The organism is Kitasatospora sp. NPDC004615, assembly GCF_042873545.1.
GTDB lineage: Bacteria > Actinomycetota > Actinomycetes > Streptomycetales > Streptomycetaceae > Kitasatospora.
The window spans coordinates 229,751-248,880 of the sequence record NZ_JBIALQ010000002.1 but is presented as its reverse complement, the minus strand read 5'-3'; the positions used below and the strand labels follow the sequence as shown (position 1 = coordinate 248,880).

13 protein-coding genes are annotated in these 19,130 nt (G+C 71.2%); 6 read left to right on the top strand and 7 right to left on the bottom strand.

What is annotated here, in order from left to right:
* Positions 1 to 37: 37 nt before the first annotated feature.
* The 3 genes from ACFYS8_RS08000 to ACFYS8_RS07990 all read right to left on the bottom strand — a co-directional run bounded on the left by ACFYS8_RS08000 (position 38) and on the right by ACFYS8_RS07990 (position 6,044).
* Complete coding sequence (locus ACFYS8_RS08000) at positions 38 to 3,802, bottom strand: multifunctional oxoglutarate decarboxylase/oxoglutarate dehydrogenase thiamine pyrophosphate-binding subunit/dihydrolipoyllysine-residue succinyltransferase subunit (RefSeq protein ID WP_387637383.1); 3,765 nt, start codon at positions 3,800 to 3,802, stop codon at positions 38 to 40.
* Between the two features lie 289 nt (positions 3,803 to 4,091).
* Entirely contained in the window at positions 4,092 to 5,231 is a 1,140-nt protein-coding gene (locus ACFYS8_RS07995; protein ID WP_387637380.1) for an ATP-binding protein, read from the bottom strand.
* A gap of 78 nt (positions 5,232 to 5,309) precedes the next feature.
* On the bottom strand, positions 5,310 to 6,044 hold the full coding sequence (locus ACFYS8_RS07990) for a response regulator transcription factor (RefSeq protein ID WP_014138042.1): 735 nt from the start codon (positions 6,042 to 6,044) through the stop codon (positions 5,310 to 5,312).
* Between the two features lie 357 nt (positions 6,045 to 6,401).
* On the opposite strand from ACFYS8_RS07990, the gene ACFYS8_RS07985 reads away from it, so the two are divergent.
* The 3 genes from ACFYS8_RS07985 (at position 6,402) to ACFYS8_RS07975 (ending at position 10,200) form a co-directional block, all read left to right on the top strand.
* Complete coding sequence (locus tag ACFYS8_RS07985; RefSeq protein WP_387637377.1) at positions 6,402 to 7,097, top strand: rhomboid-like protein; 696 nt, start codon at positions 6,402 to 6,404, stop codon at positions 7,095 to 7,097.
* A gap of 109 nt (positions 7,098 to 7,206) precedes the next feature.
* Positions 7,207 to 9,600, top strand: coding sequence for an endopeptidase La (gene lon / locus ACFYS8_RS07980; protein ID WP_387637375.1), 2,394 nt, complete (start codon positions 7,207 to 7,209; stop codon positions 9,598 to 9,600).
* Between the two features lie 78 nt (positions 9,601 to 9,678).
* The gene (locus tag ACFYS8_RS07975; RefSeq protein WP_387637372.1) at positions 9,679 to 10,200 is read left to right on the top strand and encodes a GtrA family protein; all 522 of its coding nucleotides are present in this window, start codon (positions 9,679 to 9,681) and stop codon (positions 10,198 to 10,200) included.
* Positions 10,201 to 10,225: 25 nt separating this feature from the next.
* On the opposite strand, the gene ACFYS8_RS07970 is transcribed toward ACFYS8_RS07975, so the two are convergent.
* A complete protein-coding gene (locus tag ACFYS8_RS07970) occupies positions 10,226 to 11,260 on the bottom strand; it encodes a DUF3533 domain-containing protein (protein ID WP_387637369.1) in 1,035 nt (344 codons plus the stop codon).
* A 107-nt stretch (positions 11,261 to 11,367) separates the two neighbouring features.
* On the opposite strand from ACFYS8_RS07970, the gene ACFYS8_RS07965 reads away from it, so the two are divergent.
* Together ACFYS8_RS07965 and ACFYS8_RS07960 are read left to right on the top strand one after the other, a co-directional pair.
* Positions 11,368 to 11,832: a MarR family winged helix-turn-helix transcriptional regulator gene (locus ACFYS8_RS07965; RefSeq protein ID WP_387637366.1), complete on the top strand. Its 465-nt coding sequence runs from the start codon at positions 11,368 to 11,370 to the stop codon at positions 11,830 to 11,832.
* A 116-nt stretch (positions 11,833 to 11,948) separates the two neighbouring features.
* Complete coding sequence (locus ACFYS8_RS07960; protein WP_387637364.1) at positions 11,949 to 13,526, top strand: MDR family MFS transporter; 1,578 nt, start codon at positions 11,949 to 11,951, stop codon at positions 13,524 to 13,526.
* A gap of 63 nt (positions 13,527 to 13,589) precedes the next feature.
* Here the strand turns inward: ACFYS8_RS07960 and ACFYS8_RS07955 are convergent, their stop codons facing one another.
* Both ACFYS8_RS07955 and ACFYS8_RS07950 read right to left on the bottom strand, forming a co-directional pair.
* Complete coding sequence (locus ACFYS8_RS07955) at positions 13,590 to 13,817, bottom strand: hypothetical protein (protein WP_387637362.1); 228 nt, start codon at positions 13,815 to 13,817, stop codon at positions 13,590 to 13,592.
* Between the two features lie 14 nt (positions 13,818 to 13,831).
* Positions 13,832 to 14,992: an anion permease gene (locus ACFYS8_RS07950; protein WP_387637359.1), complete on the bottom strand. Its 1,161-nt coding sequence runs from the start codon at positions 14,990 to 14,992 to the stop codon at positions 13,832 to 13,834.
* A 286-nt stretch (positions 14,993 to 15,278) separates the two neighbouring features.
* Here ACFYS8_RS07950 and ACFYS8_RS07945 point away from each other — a divergent pair, with 286 nt between their 5' ends.
* Complete coding sequence (locus ACFYS8_RS07945) at positions 15,279 to 16,730, top strand: NlpC/P60 family protein (RefSeq protein WP_387637356.1); 1,452 nt, start codon at positions 15,279 to 15,281, stop codon at positions 16,728 to 16,730.
* Positions 16,731 to 16,786: 56 nt separating this feature from the next.
* Here ACFYS8_RS07945 and ACFYS8_RS07940 read toward each other — a convergent pair whose 3' ends face one another.
* The gene (locus ACFYS8_RS07940) at positions 16,787 to 19,063 is read right to left on the bottom strand and encodes an FdhF/YdeP family oxidoreductase (protein WP_387637353.1); all 2,277 of its coding nucleotides are present in this window, start codon (positions 19,061 to 19,063) and stop codon (positions 16,787 to 16,789) included.
* Positions 19,064 to 19,130: the final 67 nt, after the last annotated feature.

Sequence of the window (19,130 nt, the reverse complement as noted above, 5' to 3'; positions counted from 1 at the left end):
GGACGGGGGCCGACAGGGCCGGGCGGGCGTCAGCGCGTCAGAGCGCGAACACCTCGTCGACCAGAGCCGCCTGCTCGGCGGCGTGCCGCTTGGCCGAGCCGACCGCGGGGGCCGAGGAGGCCGTGCGGGCGACGCGGCGCAGGCGGGCGCCACCGTTGGCGGAGCGGCCGATGACGACCTGCAGGTGGTCGACCAGGTTCATCGCGATGAACGGCCAGGCACCCTGGTTGGCCGGCTCCTCCTGCGCCCAGACGAACTGGACACCCTCGCCGTAGCGGGCCAGCTCCTCCTGGAGCTCCGCGATCGGCAGCGGGTACAGGCGCTCGACGCGGACGATCGCGGTGTCGGTGACGCCACGCTCGGTCCGGGCCGCCTCCAGGTCGTAGTAGAACTTGCCGGAGGTGATGACCACCTTGCGGACCTGCGCCGGGTCCACCGTGCTGTCGCCGATCACCGGGCGGAACGAGCCGCTCATGAACTCGGACGACGAGGACGCCGCGGCCTTCAGACGCAGCATCGACTTCGGGGTGAAGACGACCAGCGGCTTGTGGTGCGGGTTGTGCGCCTGCCAGCGCAGCAGGTGGAAGTAGTTCGACGGCAGGGTCGGCATGGCGACCGTCATGTTGTCCTGCGCGCACAGCGCCAGGAAGCGCTCCGGGCGGGCGGACGAGTGGTCCGGGCCCTGGCCCTCCATGCCGTGCGGCAGCAGCAGGGTGACGCCGGAGTGCTGGCCCCACTTCTGCTCGGCGGACGCGATGTACTCGTCGACCATGGTCTGCGCGCCGTTGACGAAGTCGCCGAACTGCGCCTCCCACATGACCAGCGCGTTCGGGCGGGTCAGCGAGTAGCCGTACTCGAAGCCCATCGCCGCGTACTCGCTGAGCAGCGAGTCGTAGACGGTGAAGCGGGCCTGGTCCTCGGTCAGGTACATCAGCGGGGTGTAGTCCTCGCCGGTGTTCCGGTCGATCAGCACCGCGTGGCGCTGGCCGAAGGTGCCGCGGCGGGAGTCCTGGCCGGCCAGCCGGACCGGGTGGCCCTCCATCAGCAGCGAGCCGATGGCGAGCGCCTCGCCGGTCGCCCAGTCGATGGTGTTGTCCTCGATCGAGGCGGCGCGGCGCTGGAGCTGCGGCAGCAGACGCGGGTGCACGGTCAGCCAGTCCGGCAGGTTGACCTGCGAGGCGGCGATCCGCTTGATCATCTCGGCGGAGATGCCGGTCTGGATGGACACCGGGAAGTCCGCGACCGGGCGGCCGGTCTCGGCCGGCGCCGGGGCGGCGGTGGCCTCGCGGACCTCCGCGAACACCTTCTCCAGCTGTCCCTGGAAGTCCTGGAGCGCCTGCTCCGCCTCTTCCATGGTGATGTCGCCGCGACCGATCAGCGCCTCGGTGTACAGCTTGCGCACCGAACGCTTCTTGTCGATCAGGTCGTACATCAGCGGCTGGGTGAACGACGGGTTGTCGGCCTCGTTGTGACCGCGGCGGCGGTAGCAGATGAGGTCGATCACGACGTCCTTGTGGAACTGCTGACGGAACTCGAAGGCCAGCCGCGCGACGCGGACCACGGCCTCCGGGTCGTCGCCGTTCACGTGGAAGATCGGCGCCTCGATCATCCGGGCGACGTCGGTGCAGTACATCGACGAGCGCGAGGAGGTCGGGGCGGCGGTGAAGCCGACCTGGTTGTTGACCACGATGTGCACGGTGCCGCCGGTGCGGTAGCCGCGCAGCTGCGACATGTTCAGGGTCTCCGCGACCACGCCCTGGCCCGCGAAGGCCGCGTCGCCGTGGATCTGGATCGGCAGCACCGGGAAGGTCGTGCCGCCGAAGTCCAGGATGTCCTGCTTGGCGCGGGCGATGCCCTCGACGACCGGGTCGACCGTCTCCAGGTGGGACGGGTTCGCGGCCAGCGACACCTTGATGGTCTCGCCGTCCAGGCCGGTGAAGGTGCCCTCGGAGCCCAGGTGGTACTTCACGTCGCCCGAGCCGTGCATCGACTTCGGGTCGAGGTTGCCCTCGAACTCGCCGAAGATCTTGCCGAACGGCTTGCCGACGATGTTCGCCAGCACGTTCAGGCGGCCGCGGTGCGCCATGCCGATGACGGCCTCGTCGAGGCGGTGCTCGGCGGCGGCGTCGATGGTGGCGTCCAGCAGCGGGATGAGCGACTCGCCGCCCTCCAGCGAGAAACGCTTCTGCCCGACGTACTTGGTCTGCAGGAAGGTCTCGAACGCCTCGGCCGAGTTCAGCCGGCGCAGGACGCGCAGCTGCTCCTCGCGCTCCGGCTTGGTGTACGGCTTCTCCAGGCGCTCCTGCAGCCACTTGCGCTGCGCCGGGTCCTGGATGTGCATGTACTCGATGCCGACGGTGCGGCAGTACGTGTTGCGCAGCAGGCCGAGGATGTCGCGGAGCTTCATCATCTTCTGGCCGCCGAAGCCGCCGACCGCGAACTCGCGCTCCAGGTCCCACAGGGTGAGGCCGTGCGTGGTGACGTCCAGGTCGGGGTGCTTGCGCTGCATGTACTCCAGCGGGTCGGTGTCGGCCATCAGGTGACCGCGGACCCGGTAGGAGTGGATGAGCTCCATGACGCGCGCGGTCTTGTTGACCTCGTCGTCGTGCGTGGTCGCCACGTCGGTGGCCCAGCGCACCGGCTCGTACGGGATCCGCAGAGCCTCGAACACCTCGTCGTAGAAGTTGTTCGCGCCCAGCAGCAGCTGGTGGATCGAGCGGAGGAACTCGCCCGAGGCCGCGCCCTGGATGACCCGGTGGTCGTAGGTCGAGGTGAGCGTCATGATCTTGGAGACGCCCAGGCGGGCCAGGGTCTCCGGGGAGGAGCCCTGGAACTCGGCCGGGTACTCCATCGCGCCGACGCCGACGATGGTGCCCTGGTTCTGCATCAGGCGCGGCACGGAGTGCACGGTGCCGATGCCGCCCGGGTTGGTCAGCGAGACCGTGACGCCGGTGAAGTCGTCCATGGTCAGCTTGTTGGCGCGGGCCCGGCGGACGATGTCCTCGTAGGCCTGCCAGAAGCCGAAGAAGTCGAGCGTCTCGGCCTTCTTGATGGCCGCGACGACCAGCTGGCGGTCGCCGTTCGGCTTGACCAGGTCGATGGCGAGGCCCAGGTTCACGTGCTCGGGCTTCACCAGGTAGGACTTGCCGTCCTCCACCTTGTAGCTGTAGTTCATGCCCGGGTTGGCCTTCACGGCCTGAACCAGCGCGTAGCCGATCAGGTGGGTGAAGGAGACCTTGCCGCCGCGGGCGCGCTGCAGGTGGTTGTTGATGACGATGCGGTTGTCGATCAGCAGCTTGGCGGGCACCGCGCGCACCGAGGTGGCAGTCGGAACCTCCAGCGAAGCATCCATGTTCGACGCGACGGCCTTGGACGGGCCACGCAGCTGCACCAGCTCCGGGCCCTCGGTGGCGGCCTTCGCGGCGGCGGCCGGGGCCGGAGCCGGGGTCGCGGCCTTCGGCGCGGGCGGCGCGGCGGGAGCGGCGGCCAGCGGCGCGGGGGCCACCGGCTGCGCGGGCGCCGGGGTGGCGGCCATTGGAGTGGCATCGGCCGGAGAAGTCGCGGCCGGAGCAGCGGCAACAGGAGCGGCAACGGGGGCCGGCTGGGCGCCGACCGGGGTTGCGGCCTGGGTCACGGGAGTCACCTCGGTACCGGGCTTGTAGTCGGCGAAAAAGTCCCACCAGGCACGGTCGACCGAAGCCGGGTCCTGGAGGTACTGCTGGTAGATCTCGTCGACGAGCCACTCATTGGGGCCGAAGCCAGTGGAGCTTGCCGAGCTGGGGGTTTCTTGGTGTGGCGACACGGGGCAACCGCCCTCTTCCGCTTCCTTTTGGGATGGTGGACAGCGGGGATTAAGGCTACGCCTCCGACCAGTGATCGCGCAGTCCCCGATGGTCAGGCGTCGCCCAGATCACATCGGTGGACCGGATTTTGGCTGGAACTGTGCGTTAGAGATGCCGGAAAGCAGGGAACCCGCGGCCGGGGCGATCACTGCCATACCGAGTGAAAATCGGACGAACAGGCGGGCCGGGACGGTCCGTTGACTGTCCCGGCCCGGCCTCGAACGCGGTTTGTACCGGTTCCGCCACAAACTAGACGGCGATCGCGCTTTCACCCGGCAGGGTGACCTCGATCCGGCAGCCCGCGGCGGCCTCCGCCACCCGGATCCGGCCGCCGTGCAGGTCCACCGCCCAGCGGGCGATGGCCAGCCCGAGGCCGGTCCCGCCGTCACTGCCCGGGCCGAGCGCCGTCGGCGAACCGCTGCGGCCGAACCGCTCGAACACCCGCTCCCGGTCGGCGACCGGAATGCCCGGACCCTGGTCCTCCACCTCCAGCAGCAGCCCGCCGCCCTCCGCCGCCCGGGCCCGCACCGTCACGGTGCCGCCGGCCGGCGAGTGCTTGCAGGCGTTGTCCACCAGATTGGCCACCACCTGGTGCAGCCGCTCCGCGTCCGCCACCGCCGACAGCTCGGCCGGCTGTACGTCGACCGCCAGCCGCACGTCCTCGCGCCGGGCGTACGCTCCGCCCGCCGTCGCGCCGTCCACCGTCACGCCCCGCAGCACGCCGTCCAGGAACTCCCGCACCTGGAACGGGCGGCAGTCCAGCGGGACGACGCCGTCGTCCAGCTTCGACAGGTCCAGCAGGTGGGTGACCAGCCGGCCCAGGCGTTCGGTCTGCTCCAGCGCGGTGCCCAGGTTCTTCGGGTCCGGCTTCACCACGCCGTCCACCACGTTCTCCAGCAGGCCGCGCAGCGCCGCGATCGGCGTGCGCAACTCGTGCGAGACATTGGCGATCAGCTCGCGGCGGTGCCGGTCGGCGGCCTCCAGGTCGCCGGCCATCCGGTTGAAGGTGTCGGCCAGCTCGCCGATCTCGTCCCGGGAGGACACGTCCACCCGGGCGGTGTAGTCGCCCTCGGCCATCGACCGGGCCGCCGCCGTCATGTCCCGCAGCGGCGCGGTCAGACCGTTCGCCAGGAACTGCATGAACAGCAGCGAGGCGATCAGCGAGAAGATCATGATGATCCGGATCTGGGTCTCCGACCGGATCGCCACCACCACCATGCCGGTGGCCAGCACCACCGAGACCACCACCAGCATCGCCAGCTTGCCCTTGACCGAGCGCACCGGATCGAACGGGCGGATGTCGGCCCACACCCGGCGCGCGGCGCGCACCGCCAGCGGGGGCTGCGGGGTCGGCTCGGCTTCCCCGTTGCGTTGCTGTGGAAAGGTCATGTGTCCCCAGAACTCGTCCCCCGTGCACGACCGGACCGCCGCGCGGGCCCCCCGGAGGCCCGGACCGGCGGCTCCGGGTCAGGACAGCGGAGCCTCCAGCGCGTAACCCACGCCGTGCACCGTACGGATCCAGCTCGCACCGATCTTCCGGCGCAGCGCCTTCACGTGACTGTCGACCGTGCGGGTGCCGGACGCGTCGGTCCAGTCCCACACCTCGGCCAGCAGCTGCTCGCGGGTCAGCACCGCACGCGGCTGCGCGGCCAGGCAGGCCAGCAGGTCGAACTCGGTCGGCGTCAGGTGCACGTCGCCCGAACCCAGCCGGACCCGGCGCTGCACGTGGTCGATCTCCAGCTCGCCGAAGCGCAGGCTGCCGAGAGCCGGCGTGCGGGCCGCCTGCTGGGCGCGCTCCACCCGGCGCAGCAGCACGTTCACCCGGGCCGCCAGCTCGCGCATCGAGAACGGCTTGGTCATGTAGTCGTCCGCGCCGACGCCCAGACCGACCAGCAGGTCCGTCTCGTCGTCCCGCGCGGTCAGCATCAGCACCGGCACCGGGCGCTGGGCCTGGATCCGGCGGCACACCTCGAGGCCGTCGAAGCCCGGCAGCATGATGTCGAGCACCACCAGGTCGGGCTGCCAGGTGTGGAACCCGTCCACTGCGCCCGGCCCGTCGTGGGCCACCGCCACCTTGAAGCCCTCGGCTCCCAGGCGCGCCGCGATCGACTCCGCGATGGTCGGCTCGTCCTCCACGACGAGCACCCGTCGCTGGGTACCCACCGGGCCACTGCTGATCGTCTCTTGCTGAATCTCTGTCACGGTCACGCCACCGCCCCCAGGGCTGCGGGCCGGCCGTCTGTGGGGACGGCGGGCTCCGCGTCGTAGTCGTCTCAATCCGTCTTGGGCTGTTGCCCCGCCCGCCGGCGCTGCTCCTGGCAGCGTACGGACGCCGTCCCCGCCCGGGTGGGCTGACCGGATGATTCCGGCCGGGACCGTCATGCTTGGCAGGTCCCCGATCGGACGGGCACGGGCCAGTACCTTACCCAAAGCACTTGCGACCTGTAACGGTACGTGTGCGAGCGGCATATGCACGGACAGTGGTCTTCACAGGACTTACCCAGACACCTCTCACCTGCCACCCGTATCGTGGGGCGGACGAAGCGTTCGGGAGGCACGATGACCAGCGCGGAACTGCGACGACGGCTGATCCGGCCGGGCCTGCGGGCCGTCCCCACCCCCCGGGCGAACCCGTTCGCGCTCGGTTACCTCGGCCTGCTGCTCGGCACCACGCTCTACGCCCGCTTCGGCGACCCCGACACCGTGCACCGGCTCCAGTCGGTGTCCTCCACCGACGCGCACAACCTGCTCGTCCACCCCGTGGTCTCCCTCATCGGCAGCGGCCTGTGGGTCGCCGGCTCGGTCTGGGCGCCCTACTTCTGGGCCTTCCTCTGCACCGTCGCACCTCTTGAACGACGGGCGGGGGGAGTCCGTGCCCTCGGCGTCTTCGGGGCCGGGCACATCGGCGCGACGCTGCTCTCGCAGGGGGTGGCCGTGGCGAGTGTGGCCGGCGGGGCGGCCGGGCCCGATGTGCTGGACGCGATGGACATCGGCGTCAGTTACGGGGTGCTGGCCTCGCTCGGCGGGCTGGCCGGACTGCTGCCGCGGCCCGGGCGGGCCGTCGCGCTGGGCGCGGGGCTGGCGTTGATCGGGCACCAGTTGTTCTCCGACCCCGATCTGGTGACTTCGGTCGGGCACCCGGCGGCGTTGCTGTTGGGTGTGGCGATGTGGCCGTGGCTGAGGCGCGGCAGGGGGCCGCGCGGGCCGGAGCGGGTGTGGGCGTGGAAGCGCTCGACGGCCGTCGCGGAGGGCTGAGACGTCCACCCTGAGTCCCCTTCGCTCAGGGTGAACACCCGGAGGGGAACAACCGAGGCGTGCCAAACCTTAGTCAGGTCAGCTCAACTTCACTGACTGGGGAGAGATCATGGCATCGACGTCCATTCCGCTCACTCTGCCCGTGCTGCCCCTCGACGACGAGGTGGTGCTCCCTGGCATGGTGGTTCCGCTGGAGCTTTCGGATCCGGAGGTGAGGGCTGCCGTGGAGGCGGCCAGGGCGGGGAGCAACGGGGGGAAGCCGCAGGTGCTGCTGGTGCCGCGGCTCGACGGGTCGTACGCGGCGGTGGGTGCGCTGGCGACGGTCGAGCAGGTCGGGCGGCTGGCGGACGGTGACCCGGCGGCGCTGGTACGCGCGGTGCGCCGGGTGCGGATCGGCAAGGGGACGACCGGGCCGGGGGCGGCGCTGTGGGTGGAGACCACGCCGTTCCAGGAGTCGGACGCCGGGCTGCCGGTGGCAGGTCGGGCGGCCGAGCTGGCCAAGGAGTACAAGGCGCTGTCCACCAAGTGGCTGCGCAAGCGCGGGGCATGGCAGATCGTGGACCGGGTGGCCGCGATCGAGGACATCGGCGAGCTCGCGGACAACATCGGGTACGCGCCGTTCGCCACCGCCGAGCAGAAGCTGAAGGTGCTGCTGGAGGCCGACCGTCAGGCCCGGCTGGAGTACGCGCTGGGCCTGCTGCGCGAGCACCTCGCGGAGGAGGAGGTCAACGACACCATCCGCAAGGACGTCGAGGAGGGCGTCGCCAAGCAGCAGAAGGAGTTCCTGCTGCGCCGCCAGCTGGAGGCCGTCCGCAAGGAGCTGGCCGAGCTGAACGGTGAGGCGGGTACTGAGGAGGATGACTACCGGGCGCGGGTGGAGGCGGCCGAGCTGCCCGAGAAGGTCCGGGAGGCGGCGCTCAAGGAGGTCGACAAGCTGGAGCGTTCCAGTGATCAGTCGCCCGAGGGCTCGTGGATCCGCACCTGGCTGGACACCGTGCTGGAGCTGCCGTGGAACGAGCGCTCCGAGGATTCGTACGACATCGCCGCCGCGCGTGCCGTGCTGGACGCCGACCACACCGGCCTGGCGGACGTGAAGGACCGGATCGTCGAGTACCTGGCGGTCCGCAAGCGCCGGGCCGACCAGGGGCTCGGCCAGATCGGCGGCCGGCGCGGAGGTGCGGTGCTGGCGCTGGTCGGCCCGCCCGGTGTCGGCAAGACCTCGCTGGGCGAGTCGGTGGCCCACGCGATGGGCCGGTCGTTCGTCCGGGTGGCGCTGGGCGGCGTCCGGGACGAGGCGGAGATCCGCGGCCACCGGCGGACGTACGTGGGCTCGATCCCCGGCCGGATCGTCCGGGCGATCAAGGAGGCCGGGACGATGAACCCGGTGGTGCTGCTGGACGAGATCGACAAGGTCGGCTCGGACTACCGGGGCGACCCGGCGGCGGCGCTGCTCGAGGTGCTGGACCCGGCACAGAACCACACCTTCCGGGACCACTACTTGGAGGTCGAGCTCGACCTGTCCGACGTAGTGTTCCTGGCCACCGCCAACGTGCTGGAGGCCATCCCGGAGCCGCTGCTGGACCGGATGGACCTGGTCCGGCTGGACGGTTACACCGAGGACGAGAAGGTCTCCATCGCCCGCGACCACCTGCTGCCCCGCCAGCTCGCCAAGGCGGGCCTCGCCGCGGAGCAGCTGACGGTGGACGAGGAGGCGCTGCGCCGGCTCGCCGCCGAGTACACCCGGGAGGCGGGCGTCCGGAACCTGGAGCGGTCGATCGCGCGGATCCTGCGCAAGGTCGCCGCGCAGACCGAGCTGGGCGAGCGCGAGCTGCCGGCCGCGATCGGCCCGGACGACCTGCGGGCGCTGCTGGGCCGGCCGCACCACGTGCCGGAGTCGGCGCAGGAGCCGACCGAGCGTCGCACCGCGGTGCCCGGGGTGGCGACCGGCCTGGCGGTCACCGGGGCCGGTGGTGACGTCCTCTACATCGAGGCGTCGCTGGCGGACGCGGAGACCGGCTCGACCGGGCTGACGCTGACCGGGCAGCTGGGCGACGTGATGAAGGAGTCGGCGCACATCGCGCTCTCCTACCTGCGTTCGCGCGGCGCCGAGCTGGAGCTGCCGGTGACGGGCCTGCGCGAGCGGGGCATCCACCTGCACGTGCCGGCCGGCGCGGTGCCGAAGGACGGCCCGAGCGCGGGCATCACGATGACCACGGCGCTGGCCTCGCTGCTGTCGGGGCGCAAGGTGCGTACCGACGTGGCGATGACCGGCGAGGTGTCGCTGACCGGCCGGGTGCTGCCGATCGGCGGGGTCAAGCAGAAGCTGCTGGCCGCGGACCGGGCCGGGGTCACCACGGTGATCATCCCGAAGCGCAACGAGGCGGACCTGGACGACGTCCCCGCCGAGGTGCTGGAGCGGCTCACGGTGCACGCCGTGTCCGACGTCCGGGAGGTGCTGCGGCTGGCGCTGGAGCCGGCGGAAGTGCTGGTCGCGGCGGCCTGATGACGGCCGAGGGGCCGGGGAGTGTCCACTCCCCGGCCCCTGGTGGTTGCCGATTGTGGCCCATGGCAGACTTCCGGCATGCCGTCCCCTACGCAGCGCGCGCTGACCGCAATGCCGGAGAACTTCCGTCCGTTCCTGGTCAAGCACCGCAAGTTGGTGAAGTTCCTCGTGGTCGGAGGAACCTGCTTCGTGCTCACCATGTTGATCAACTTCGCTCTGAAGATGACCGTCTTCGAGGCCAAGCCGCTCGTCGCCCTGACCGTCGCGACCGTGATCGCCACCGGCGTCTCGTACGTGCTGAACCGGCAGTGGTCCTTCCGGGCCGCCGGCAAGCATCGCGAGGCTGTCCTGTTCGTCGTGGTCAGCGCTCTCGCGGTCGGTGTCAACGACCTTCCGCTGGCGGCCTCGCGCTACCTGTTCGACCTGCGGGAACCGCACGTCACCCACATGACCCAGGAGGTCGCCGACTTCCTCAGCGGCATGATCCTGGGCACCCTGCTGGCGATGGTGTTCCGCTACTGGGCGATGAACCGGTACGTGTTCACCCGGTTGTCGGACCGGGTGAACGAGGAGCAGGGGCGGGCGACCGAGCGGGTCTGACCCCGCCCCTTTCCGTGACGGCCGCTCACGCCTCCGCGGAGGCGGGGCGGCCGACGAGCGGACGGCGGGCCGCCGCGACGAAGGTCACCGCGACACCGATCGCGGCCCAGACCGCCAGCACCGTCAGCGGCATCGCCATCGCGGACGAGCCCAGGTAGGCGATGGAGCGGGTGGCCGAGGTGCCGGCGCCGTTCGGGATCCACTCGCCGATCGCCCGCCAGAACGTCGGCAGCAGCGGCGGCGGGTAGACGCCGCCCGCGCTGGGGTTGCCCAGCACCACGAACACCAGCACGGCCACGCCGATGCCGATGATGTCGAACAGGCACTGCAGCGCCATGGTGAACGCGCCGACCGAGAACACCACGAGCGCGCCGATCGCGGACAGCGCCAGGATCGAGCCGGGCAGCGCGTCCAGGATCGGGCCGGTGATCAGCGTGCCGCCGAAGCCCGCGGCGATCGAGTACAGCGCCAGGGTGCCCAGGCGCACCGCGGCCCGGTTGGCGTTGGCGGGGCGGGCACCGGCGCTGACGCCGAGGATCGAGGCGACCAGGTAGCCGCCGACGCACCAGCCGACCACCAGGTAGAAGCTGGACAGGCCCTTGCCGTCGCCGGAGGCCAGCGGAATGGTGTCCTGCACCTCGACGGTGCGGTGCTGGGCGGCCGCGACCTTGGTGACGATCAGCTCGGCGGCGCCGGAGGCGGCCGGGCCGCGGGCCTCGGCGACCAGCAGGGTGTCCTGGGTGCCGGCCGGGTCGAACACCCAGGCCGCGTAGATCTTCTGGTCCTTGATCCGGGCCTTCGCGGTCTCCGCGTCGGGCACGACGGACGCGCGCACCGCGTCGTCCGGGACGGACTCCAGGGCGGCGGTCAGCTTCGGAGCGACCTCGGGCGGGGCAACCACTGCGATGGACAGCTGGTGCGGCTTCGGCTGGTGGAGAGCACCCACGTACGAGGTGATGAAGCCGAGCTGGAGCAGCAGGACGGCGACAACCAGGAGGAACGCGCGTGGTGTCACCGCGTCCTTGAGGTCGGCGACGAATCCCTTTGCAGGCTCTGCCATGGGCGGGCATCTCCCTATCAATCCGGTACCAGTACACAAATCGGATACTTAATATCATGAAACAGTTGCGCCCCGGAGAACGTGCAGGCTGCGCGATACTGAGCGCCATGAACGACCCCGCGGCAGAGCCGAACGCCGCCGAACTGGCATTTCTCGCGGTCGAGCGCGAGGTGGCGACGCTGTTCCGGCGCAGCAGGGCCCGGGCCGCCGAGGTCTCCCGGCAGGTGCACCCCGAGCTGGAGGCCGGGGCGTACGTCCTGCTCTCCTTCATCCGGGAGTCCGGGCAGGCGCGGGTGACCGACATCGGGCTGCACTTCGGCGTGGGCAAGGCCACGGTGAGCCGGCAGATCCGGGCGATCGAGGAACTGGGGCTGCTGCGGCGGGAGACCGACCCGCTGGACCGGCGGGCCTCGCTGGTGTCGCTGACCGAGGAGGGCGAGCGGCGGTTCGCGGCCGCCCGGGAGGCGCGGATGGCGCGCTTCCGGGCCTCGCTGGAGGCGTGGGAGGTGGGCGAGTTGGAGCAGTTCGCGCGCCTGCTGGAGCGGTTCAACGAGCTGACCGAAGGGGTCTGACCCGTTCTGACCTGGGCCTTTGAGGGGGCCCTTTACTTTGACTTGAATAAAGTTGTCTTAGTCAACTATCGGCGTATAGTTGCTTGAGGCAACGAATTTTTAGTCGAAGGAAACGCATGTCGACGACCCCCCAGACACTCCCGCAGGCCCAGATGTCCCACCGCCAAGTGCTCGAAGCCCTCTCGGGCCTGCTGCTCGGCCTGTTCGTGGCCGTGCTGTCCTCCACGGTCGTCTCCAACGCGCTCCCGCGGATCCTCCACGACCTGCACGGTGGCGAGTCCGCCTACACCTGGGTGGTCACCGCCGCCCTGCTCTCGATCACCGCCGCCACCCCGCTCTGGGGCAAGCTCTCCGACCTGGTCAGCAAGAAGCTGCTGGTCCAGATCGCCATGGCGATCTACGTGCTCTCCTCGGCACTGGCCGGTCTGTCGCAGAGCATCGGCATGCTGATCTTCTGCCGCGTGCTGCAGGGCATCGGCGCCGGCGGTGTGATCGCGCTCGGCCAGATCTGCCTGGCCGCGATGGTCCCGCCGCGCGAGCGCGGCCGGTACAGCGGCTACTTCGGCGCGGTGTTCGCACTCGCCACCCTCGGCGGCCCGCTGATCGGCGGCGTCATCGTGGACACCTCCTGGCTCGGCTGGCGCTGGTGCTTCTACGTCGGCGTCCCGTTCGCCCTGCTCGCCATCCTGGTGCTGCAGCGCACCCTGAAGCTCCCCGAGCAGACCGTCCGCAAGCCGAAGATCGACTACCTGGGCGCGGTGCTGATCACCGCCGCCGTCAGCCTGCTGATGATCTGGATCTCGCTGGCCGGCAAGAACTACGACTGGGTGTCCTGGCAGACCGCGGTGATGGTGCTCGGCGGCCTGGCACTGGCCGGACTGTTCGTCGCCGTCGAGAAGCGCGCCGCCGAGCCGCTGATCCCGCTCGACCTGTTCCGCCACCGCACCGTCGCGCTCGCCTCGGTGGCCTCCGCCTTCGTCGGCGTCGGCATGTACGGCACCACCACCTTCCTCGGCCAGTACTTCCAGCTCGCCAAGGAGAAGACCCCCACCCAGGCCGGTCTGCTCACCCTGCCGATGATCCTCGGCCTCGCGGTGTCCTCCACGGTGGCCGGAAAGCTCATCACCAAGTACGGCAAGTGGAAGGGCTACCTGGTGGGCGGCACCGTGATGCTCGCCGTCGGACTCGGCCTGATGGGCACCGCCCGGGCCGGCACCTCGTACGGGCTGCTCGCGCTCTACATGGCGGTGGCCGGTATCGGCCTCGGCCTGACCAGCCAGAACCTGGTCCTCGCGGTGCAGAACACCGTCCCGCGCCACGAACTGGGCGCGGCCAGCTCGGTGGTCACCTTCTTCCGCACCATGGGCGGCGCGATGGGCGTCTCCGCGCTCGGCGCGCTGCTGGGGCACAAGGTCGCCTCGTACATGGCGGAGAACTTCGTCAAGGCCGGTCTGCCCGCCCCCGCGGGCGGCGGCGACGGCATCCCGGACCTGCACGCGCTGCCCGCCCGGATCGTCCCGCTGGTCACCGACGCGTTCGGGCACGGCGTCGGCACCGTGTTCCTGGTCGCCGCCCCGTTCGCGGTGGTCGGCTTCCTGCTGGTGCTGTTCATCCGCGAGGTGCCGCTGCGCACCGCCGACGACGACCGGGCCGCCGCCCCGGCCGCCAAGGCCGCGGAGCTGGTCACCGACTGATCGCTGCCGACATGCGTGAAGGGCCCCGCCGGATGGCGGGGCCCTTCGTCGTGTCTGCTCGCGTTACTTGGCGGCGATCAGCGAGATGCCGTACGCGACCACCGCGGCGCAGGCGGTGAAGCACGCGACCGCGGCGGCCAGGGCCGGGACGCCCTTGCCGGTGCCGGCCTCGACGGCCGCCTCGCGGCGGGTCAGTGCCAGGTTGCCCAGCGCGAAGACGGTGACGACGGCGAGGGTGACGGCCAGGCTGACGCCCGCGGTCTCGGCCAGAGCGGCCCACTTGATGTGCATGATTCGTAGTCCTTTCAGGCCGCGATGGTGGTCTGGCCGGTCGGGCTGCCGGTGACCGGCAGGTCCACCGTCTCGCTGTCGTGCACGTTGCCGGCGTGCACCGGCTGGCGGCGGGAGATCAGCCACATCGAGCCGGCGCCGAGCACCAGCGCCACGCCGACCACGGCCACGCCCCAGTCGCCCTGGTTCGCGATCAGGGCGGCCAGGCCGGACACCGCGGCGGCGGCCGGCAGGGTCAGGCCCCAGGTGTAGACCATGCGGCGGACCATGCCCCAGCGCAGCTTGCCCGACGGGCCGCCGAGGCCCGCGCCCATGATGCCGCCGGAGCAGACCTGGGTGGTGGACAGGCCGTAGCCCATGTGCGAGGAGGTCAGGATCACGGTCGCGGCGGCGGTCTCCGAGGCGAAGCCCTGCGGCGGCCGGATGTCGGCCAGGCCGGAGCCCATCGAACGGATGATCCGCCAGCCGCCCATGTAGGTGCCCAGCGCGATCGCCAGACCGGCGCTGATGATCACCCAGGTCGGCGGGCCGTCGCCCTTGTGCAGCTGGCCGGCCGAGATCAGGGTCAGCGTGATGATGCCCATGGTCTTCTGCGCGTCGTTGGTGCCGTGCGCCAGCGAGATCAGCGAGGAGGAGAAGATCTGGCCCCGCCGGAAGCCCTTCTCGGTGCTCTTCTTCGGGCTGCTGCCGGCGATCAGGTAGGCCAGCTTGGTGGCGCCCCAGGAAGCGACGCCCGCGATGATCGGGGAGGCCACCGCCGGGATCAGGATCTTGGAGACCACGACGCTGAAGTTGACGCCGCCGATGCCGGCGCCGACCACGGTCGCGCCGATCAGGCCGCCGTACAGGGCGTGCGAGGAGGACGAGGGCAGGCCCTTGAGCCAGGTCAGCAGGTTCCACAGGATCGCGCCGACCAGGGCGGCGAAGATGATCGAGGGTTGCAGTCCGGCCTTCTCGTTGACGATGCCACCCGAGATGGTGGTGGCCACCTTGACCGAGAGGAAGGCACCACCGAAGTTCAGCACCGCGGCGATGGCCACGGCGACCTTGGGCTTGAGGGCGCCGGTGGCGATGGAGGTGGCCATCGCGTTGGCGGTGTCGTGGAAGCCGTTCGTGAAGTCGAAGGCGAGCGCCGTGATGATCACAACGGCCACCAGGAACGTGATGTGTTCCATACCCAAACAATCGTCGAAGGTGTCGGACTGACGTTGCTGTCCTCGGTGACCGTAGGAAGCGATGGTGAACGGGAGGTTAACTCGGCACGGAGTTGTGGTTCCTTGGGTGGCGCGGGAGTTGCCGGGGCGTCGGTTTTCCATGGAGATCGCGGAATCCGATGAGAGGGTTGTCACACTCCCGCGCGGATGAGAATTCACTTCACGCCCCCCTGGGCATCTGCCGGGAACTCCCTCCGCATGGCAGGATCGGTCCGATCGCCGACGGGAACCAGGGGAGGGCCGGCCGATGGGGGCAGGGCAGCGCGCGGAGTCGACCGGGATGCGGCCGTGGGTACGCGCCGCACTGCGTTGCGGGGCGGTGCTCGCCGTCGCCGCACTGACCTTGCCGTTCGCCTCCGCCGCGTACGCCGCGCCGGACCCCGGAGCCTCGACCTCCGCCCCCGGGGCCGACCCGCTGGCCGAGGCCAAGCGGACCCTCGGCCCGCTGCTGGAGCAGCTGCACACCCTGTACCAGGAGGCCGAGGCCGCCACCGAGCAGTACAACGGCACGGTGGCCCGGCTCGCCGAGCAGCAGGCCAACGTCCAGGACCTGAACGCCCGGGTGACCCGGCAGCAGGAGGCCGTGGACACCGGCAACGACCTGGCCGCCCAGCTGGCCGGCGCGCAGTACCGCAACAGCCAGATATCCGGGTACGCCGAGATGCTGCTGGCCAAGGACCCGTACGAGGCGGTGGTGATCGCCGGACTGCTGGACTCCGCCGGGCGCTCGCAGAAGGAGTTCCTGGAGCGGCTGAAGTCCGACCGGGACACCCTCGCCGCCGCGCAGCTGGCCGCCCAGCAGGCGCTGACCGAGGCGCAGACGCTGGCCGGTCAGCAGGAGCAGCAGAAGAACACCGTGGCCAAGAAGCTGGCCGACGTGGAGACCCTGGTCGGCTCGCTCACCGGCGCCCAGCGCAGCGAGCTGGAGGCGCTGGAGAAGCAGCAGGCCGACCAGGCGCAGCTGACCTTCCTGGCATCCGGCGCACTCGGCAAGGGCGAGCGCACGCCGTCCGCGATGGGCCGCAAGGCGGTGCAGTACGCGCTCCAGCAGCTCGGCAAGGACTACGTGTGGGGCGGTGCCGGGCCGGACGTGTTCGACTGCTCGGGCCTCACCTCGCAGGCCTGGCTGCACGCCGGGAAGGCCATCCCGCGCACCAGCCAGGAGCAGTGGGCGCAGCTCAAGCACGTGGCGCTGAACGAGATGCGCCCCGGTGACCTGGTGGTCTACTACGGTGGCGCCACCCACATCGGGATGTACATCGGCGGCGGCCTGGTCGTGCAGGCCCCGCGCACCGGCGACGTGGTGAAGGTGTCGAAGGTCGGCGCGATGCCGATCCTGGGCGCCGTCCGGCCCGACCCGGAGGACTCGGCGGACGACGCGGGCGGCGAGTGGAAGGTGCCGGACGTGAAGGCCGGCGAGTCGAAGATCGGGCCCGCCAAGCCGTCCACGCTGCCGCCGGCGCCGAGCACGCCCGCGCCGAGCACGCCTGCGCCGAGCACCCCGGGCCCGAACGTCCCGGGGCCGGGCACGAAGCCCAGCAACCCCGGCACCACCCCGTCGCAGCCCGGTGGCAGCGGCTCGCCGAGCACCGGTTCGAGCAGCTCGCCCAGCGGATCGGCGAGCGGTTCGGCCTCCGGCTCGCCGTCCGGCGCCGCGTCGGCCTCCGGGTCGGGTTCGGCCGCGCCGACGGGCAACTGACCGACCGGGCCGCCGTCGCAGGACGGCGGCCCGGGCGGCCCAGGCGGGTCGGACGGTCAGGCGGTTGGCTCCAGGCGGACCACCACGGCCTTGGAGGTCGGGGTGTTGCTGATGTCCGCGGTGGAGTCCAGTGGCACCAGCACGTTGGTCTCCGGGTAGTAGGCGGCCGCGCCGCCCCGGGCCACCGGGTAGTGCACCACCCGGAAACGCGGGGCGCGGCGCTCCACGCCGTCCTTCCACTCGCCGACCAGGTCGACGAACTGCCCGTCGGTGAGGCCGAGTTCGGCGGCGTCGGCGGGGTTGACCAGGACCACCCGGCGGCCGCCCTTGATGCCCCGGTAGCGGTCGTCCAGGCCGTACACGGTGGTGTTGTACTGGTCGTGCGAGCGGAGCGTCTGGAGCAGCAGCCGGCCCGGCGGGACGTCGGGGGCGGTGAGCGGGTTGACGGTGAAGTTGGCCTTGCCGGTGGCGGTGGGGAAGCTGCGGCTGTCGCGCGGGGCGTGCGGCAGGGCGAAGCCGCCGGGGCGGCGGACCTTGGCGTTGAAGTCGTCGAAGCCGGGGATCACGCGGGCGATCCGGTCCCGGATCAGGTCGTAGTCGCGGGCGAACTCCTCCCACGGCGTGGGGTCCTGCGGGCCGAGCGCGGCGCGGGCCAGCCGGCTGACGATCGCCACCTCGGAGAGCAGCTCGGGCGCGGGCGGGCGCAGGCCGCCGCGCGAGGAGTGCACCATGCCCATCGAGTCCTCGACGCTGACGAACTGCGGGCCGAGCGTGCTGACGTCCCGGTCGGTGCGGCCCAGGGTGGGCAGGATCAGCGCGCGGGCGCCGGTGATCACGTGCGAGCGGTTCAGCTTGGTGGAGACGTGCACGGTCAGCCGGCAGCGGCGCATCGCGGCCTCGGTGGCGTCGGTGTCGGGGCTCGCGGAGACGAAGTTGCCGCCCATCGCGAAGAACACCTTGACCCGGCCGTCGCGCATCGCCCGGATGGTGTCGACGGTGTCGAAGCCGTGGGCGCGCGGCGGCTCGAACTCGAACTCCTGGCCCAGGGCGTCCAGGAACGCGGTGCTCGGGCGTTCGAAGATGCCCATCGTGCGGTCGCCCTGCACGTTGCTGTGCCCGCGCACCGGGCAGACGCCCGCGCCGGGGCGGCCGACGTTGCCGCGCAGCAGCAGGAAGTTGACCACCTCGCGGATGGTCGGCACCGAGTGCTTGTGCTGGGTCAGGCCCATCGCCCAGCAGACGATGATCTTCTGCGAGGAGAGCACCAGGCGGTGCAGTTCCTCGATCTGCTCCCACGGCAGGCCGGTGGCGGCCAGCGTGGCCGGGCGGTCGAGGTCGGCCGCCTCGGCGGTGAACTCCTGGTACCCGGCGCAGTGTTCGGCGACGAACGCCTCGTCGACGGCGCCGGGGGTGGTGAGCAGCAGGTGGTTCAGCGCCCGGAACAGCGCCAGGTCGCCGCCGAGGCGGATCTGCAGGAACAGGTCGGTGAGCTTGGTGCCGCCGCCGACCAGGCCGCGCGGGGTCTGCGGGTTCTTGAACCGCTCCAGGCCGGCCTCGGGCAGCGGGTTGACGCTGACGATCTTCGCGCCGGCCCGCTTGGCGCGCTCCAGCGCGGAGAGCATCCGGGGGTGGTTGGTGCCCGGGTTCTGGCCCGCGACGATGATCAGGTCGGCCTGGTACAGGTCCTTGAGCGAGACGCTGCCCTTGCCGACGCCGAGTGTCTCGGTGAGCGCCGAACCCGAGGACTCGTGGCACATGTTGGAGCAGTCGGGCAGATTGTTGGTGCCCAGCCGGCGGGCGAACAACTGGTAGGCGAAGGCCGCCTCGTTGGACGTCCGGCCGGAGGTGTAGAACGCCGCCTCGTTCGCGGATCCCAGCGCGGTGAGCTCGGCGGCGATCAGCGCGAACGCCTCGTCCCAGCCGATCGGCGCGTAGTGGGTGGCGCCCTCGTCGAGCAGCATCGGGGTGGTGAGGCGGCCCTGCTGGCCGAGCCAGTAGCCGGAGCGCTCGGCGAGGTCGGCGACCGGGTGGGCGGCGAAGAACTCGGGGGTTATCCGCCGCTCGGTGGCCTCCTCGGCGACCGCCTTCGCGCCGTTCTCGCAGAACTCCGCCAGGTGCGGCTTGTCCGGGTCGGGCCAGGCGCAGCCCGGGCAGTCGAAGCCGTCCTGCTGGTTGACCTTGCGCAGGGTGGAGAGTACCCGGCCCGGGGACATCTGGTCGGCGGCCATCCGCAGGGTGTGACCGATCGCGGGCAGACCGGCGGCGGCGTGCGCCGGAGGTCCGACGTGCGGCGCGTCCTGGGCGGGGTCGCGGTGCGGGGGCTGCTTGGCCATGGCGGACTCTCCGGAGGGCTCGGGGTGCTTGGAGCGTATCCGGTACGACCGCGGGTGTCGTGGGGCG

Excerpts from the sequence above, each read along its gene's own strand:
- ACFYS8_RS07995 (WP_387637380.1), bottom strand. The coding sequence starts at position 5,231 with ATGACCTTTCCACAGCAACGCAACGGGGAAGCCGAGCCGACCCCGCAG.
- ACFYS8_RS07985 (WP_387637377.1), top strand. The coding sequence starts at position 6,402 with ATGACCAGCGCGGAACTGCGACGACGGCTGATCCGGCCGGGCCTGCGG.
- lon (WP_387637375.1), top strand. The coding sequence starts at position 7,207 with ATGGCATCGACGTCCATTCCGCTCACTCTGCCCGTGCTGCCCCTCGAC.
- ACFYS8_RS07975 (WP_387637372.1), top strand. The coding sequence starts at position 9,679 with ATGCCGTCCCCTACGCAGCGCGCGCTGACCGCAATGCCGGAGAACTTC.
- ACFYS8_RS07970 (WP_387637369.1), bottom strand. The coding sequence starts at position 11,260 with ATGGCAGAGCCTGCAAAGGGATTCGTCGCCGACCTCAAGGACGCGGTG.
- ACFYS8_RS07965 (WP_387637366.1), top strand. The coding sequence starts at position 11,368 with ATGAACGACCCCGCGGCAGAGCCGAACGCCGCCGAACTGGCATTTCTC.
- ACFYS8_RS07960 (WP_387637364.1), top strand. The coding sequence starts at position 11,949 with ATGTCGACGACCCCCCAGACACTCCCGCAGGCCCAGATGTCCCACCGC.
- ACFYS8_RS07955 (WP_387637362.1), bottom strand. The coding sequence starts at position 13,817 with ATGCACATCAAGTGGGCCGCTCTGGCCGAGACCGCGGGCGTCAGCCTG.
- ACFYS8_RS07950 (WP_387637359.1), bottom strand. The coding sequence starts at position 14,992 with ATGGAACACATCACGTTCCTGGTGGCCGTTGTGATCATCACGGCGCTC.
- ACFYS8_RS07945 (WP_387637356.1), top strand. The coding sequence starts at position 15,279 with ATGGGGGCAGGGCAGCGCGCGGAGTCGACCGGGATGCGGCCGTGGGTA.
- ACFYS8_RS07940 (WP_387637353.1), bottom strand. The coding sequence starts at position 19,063 with ATGGCCAAGCAGCCCCCGCACCGCGACCCCGCCCAGGACGCGCCGCAC.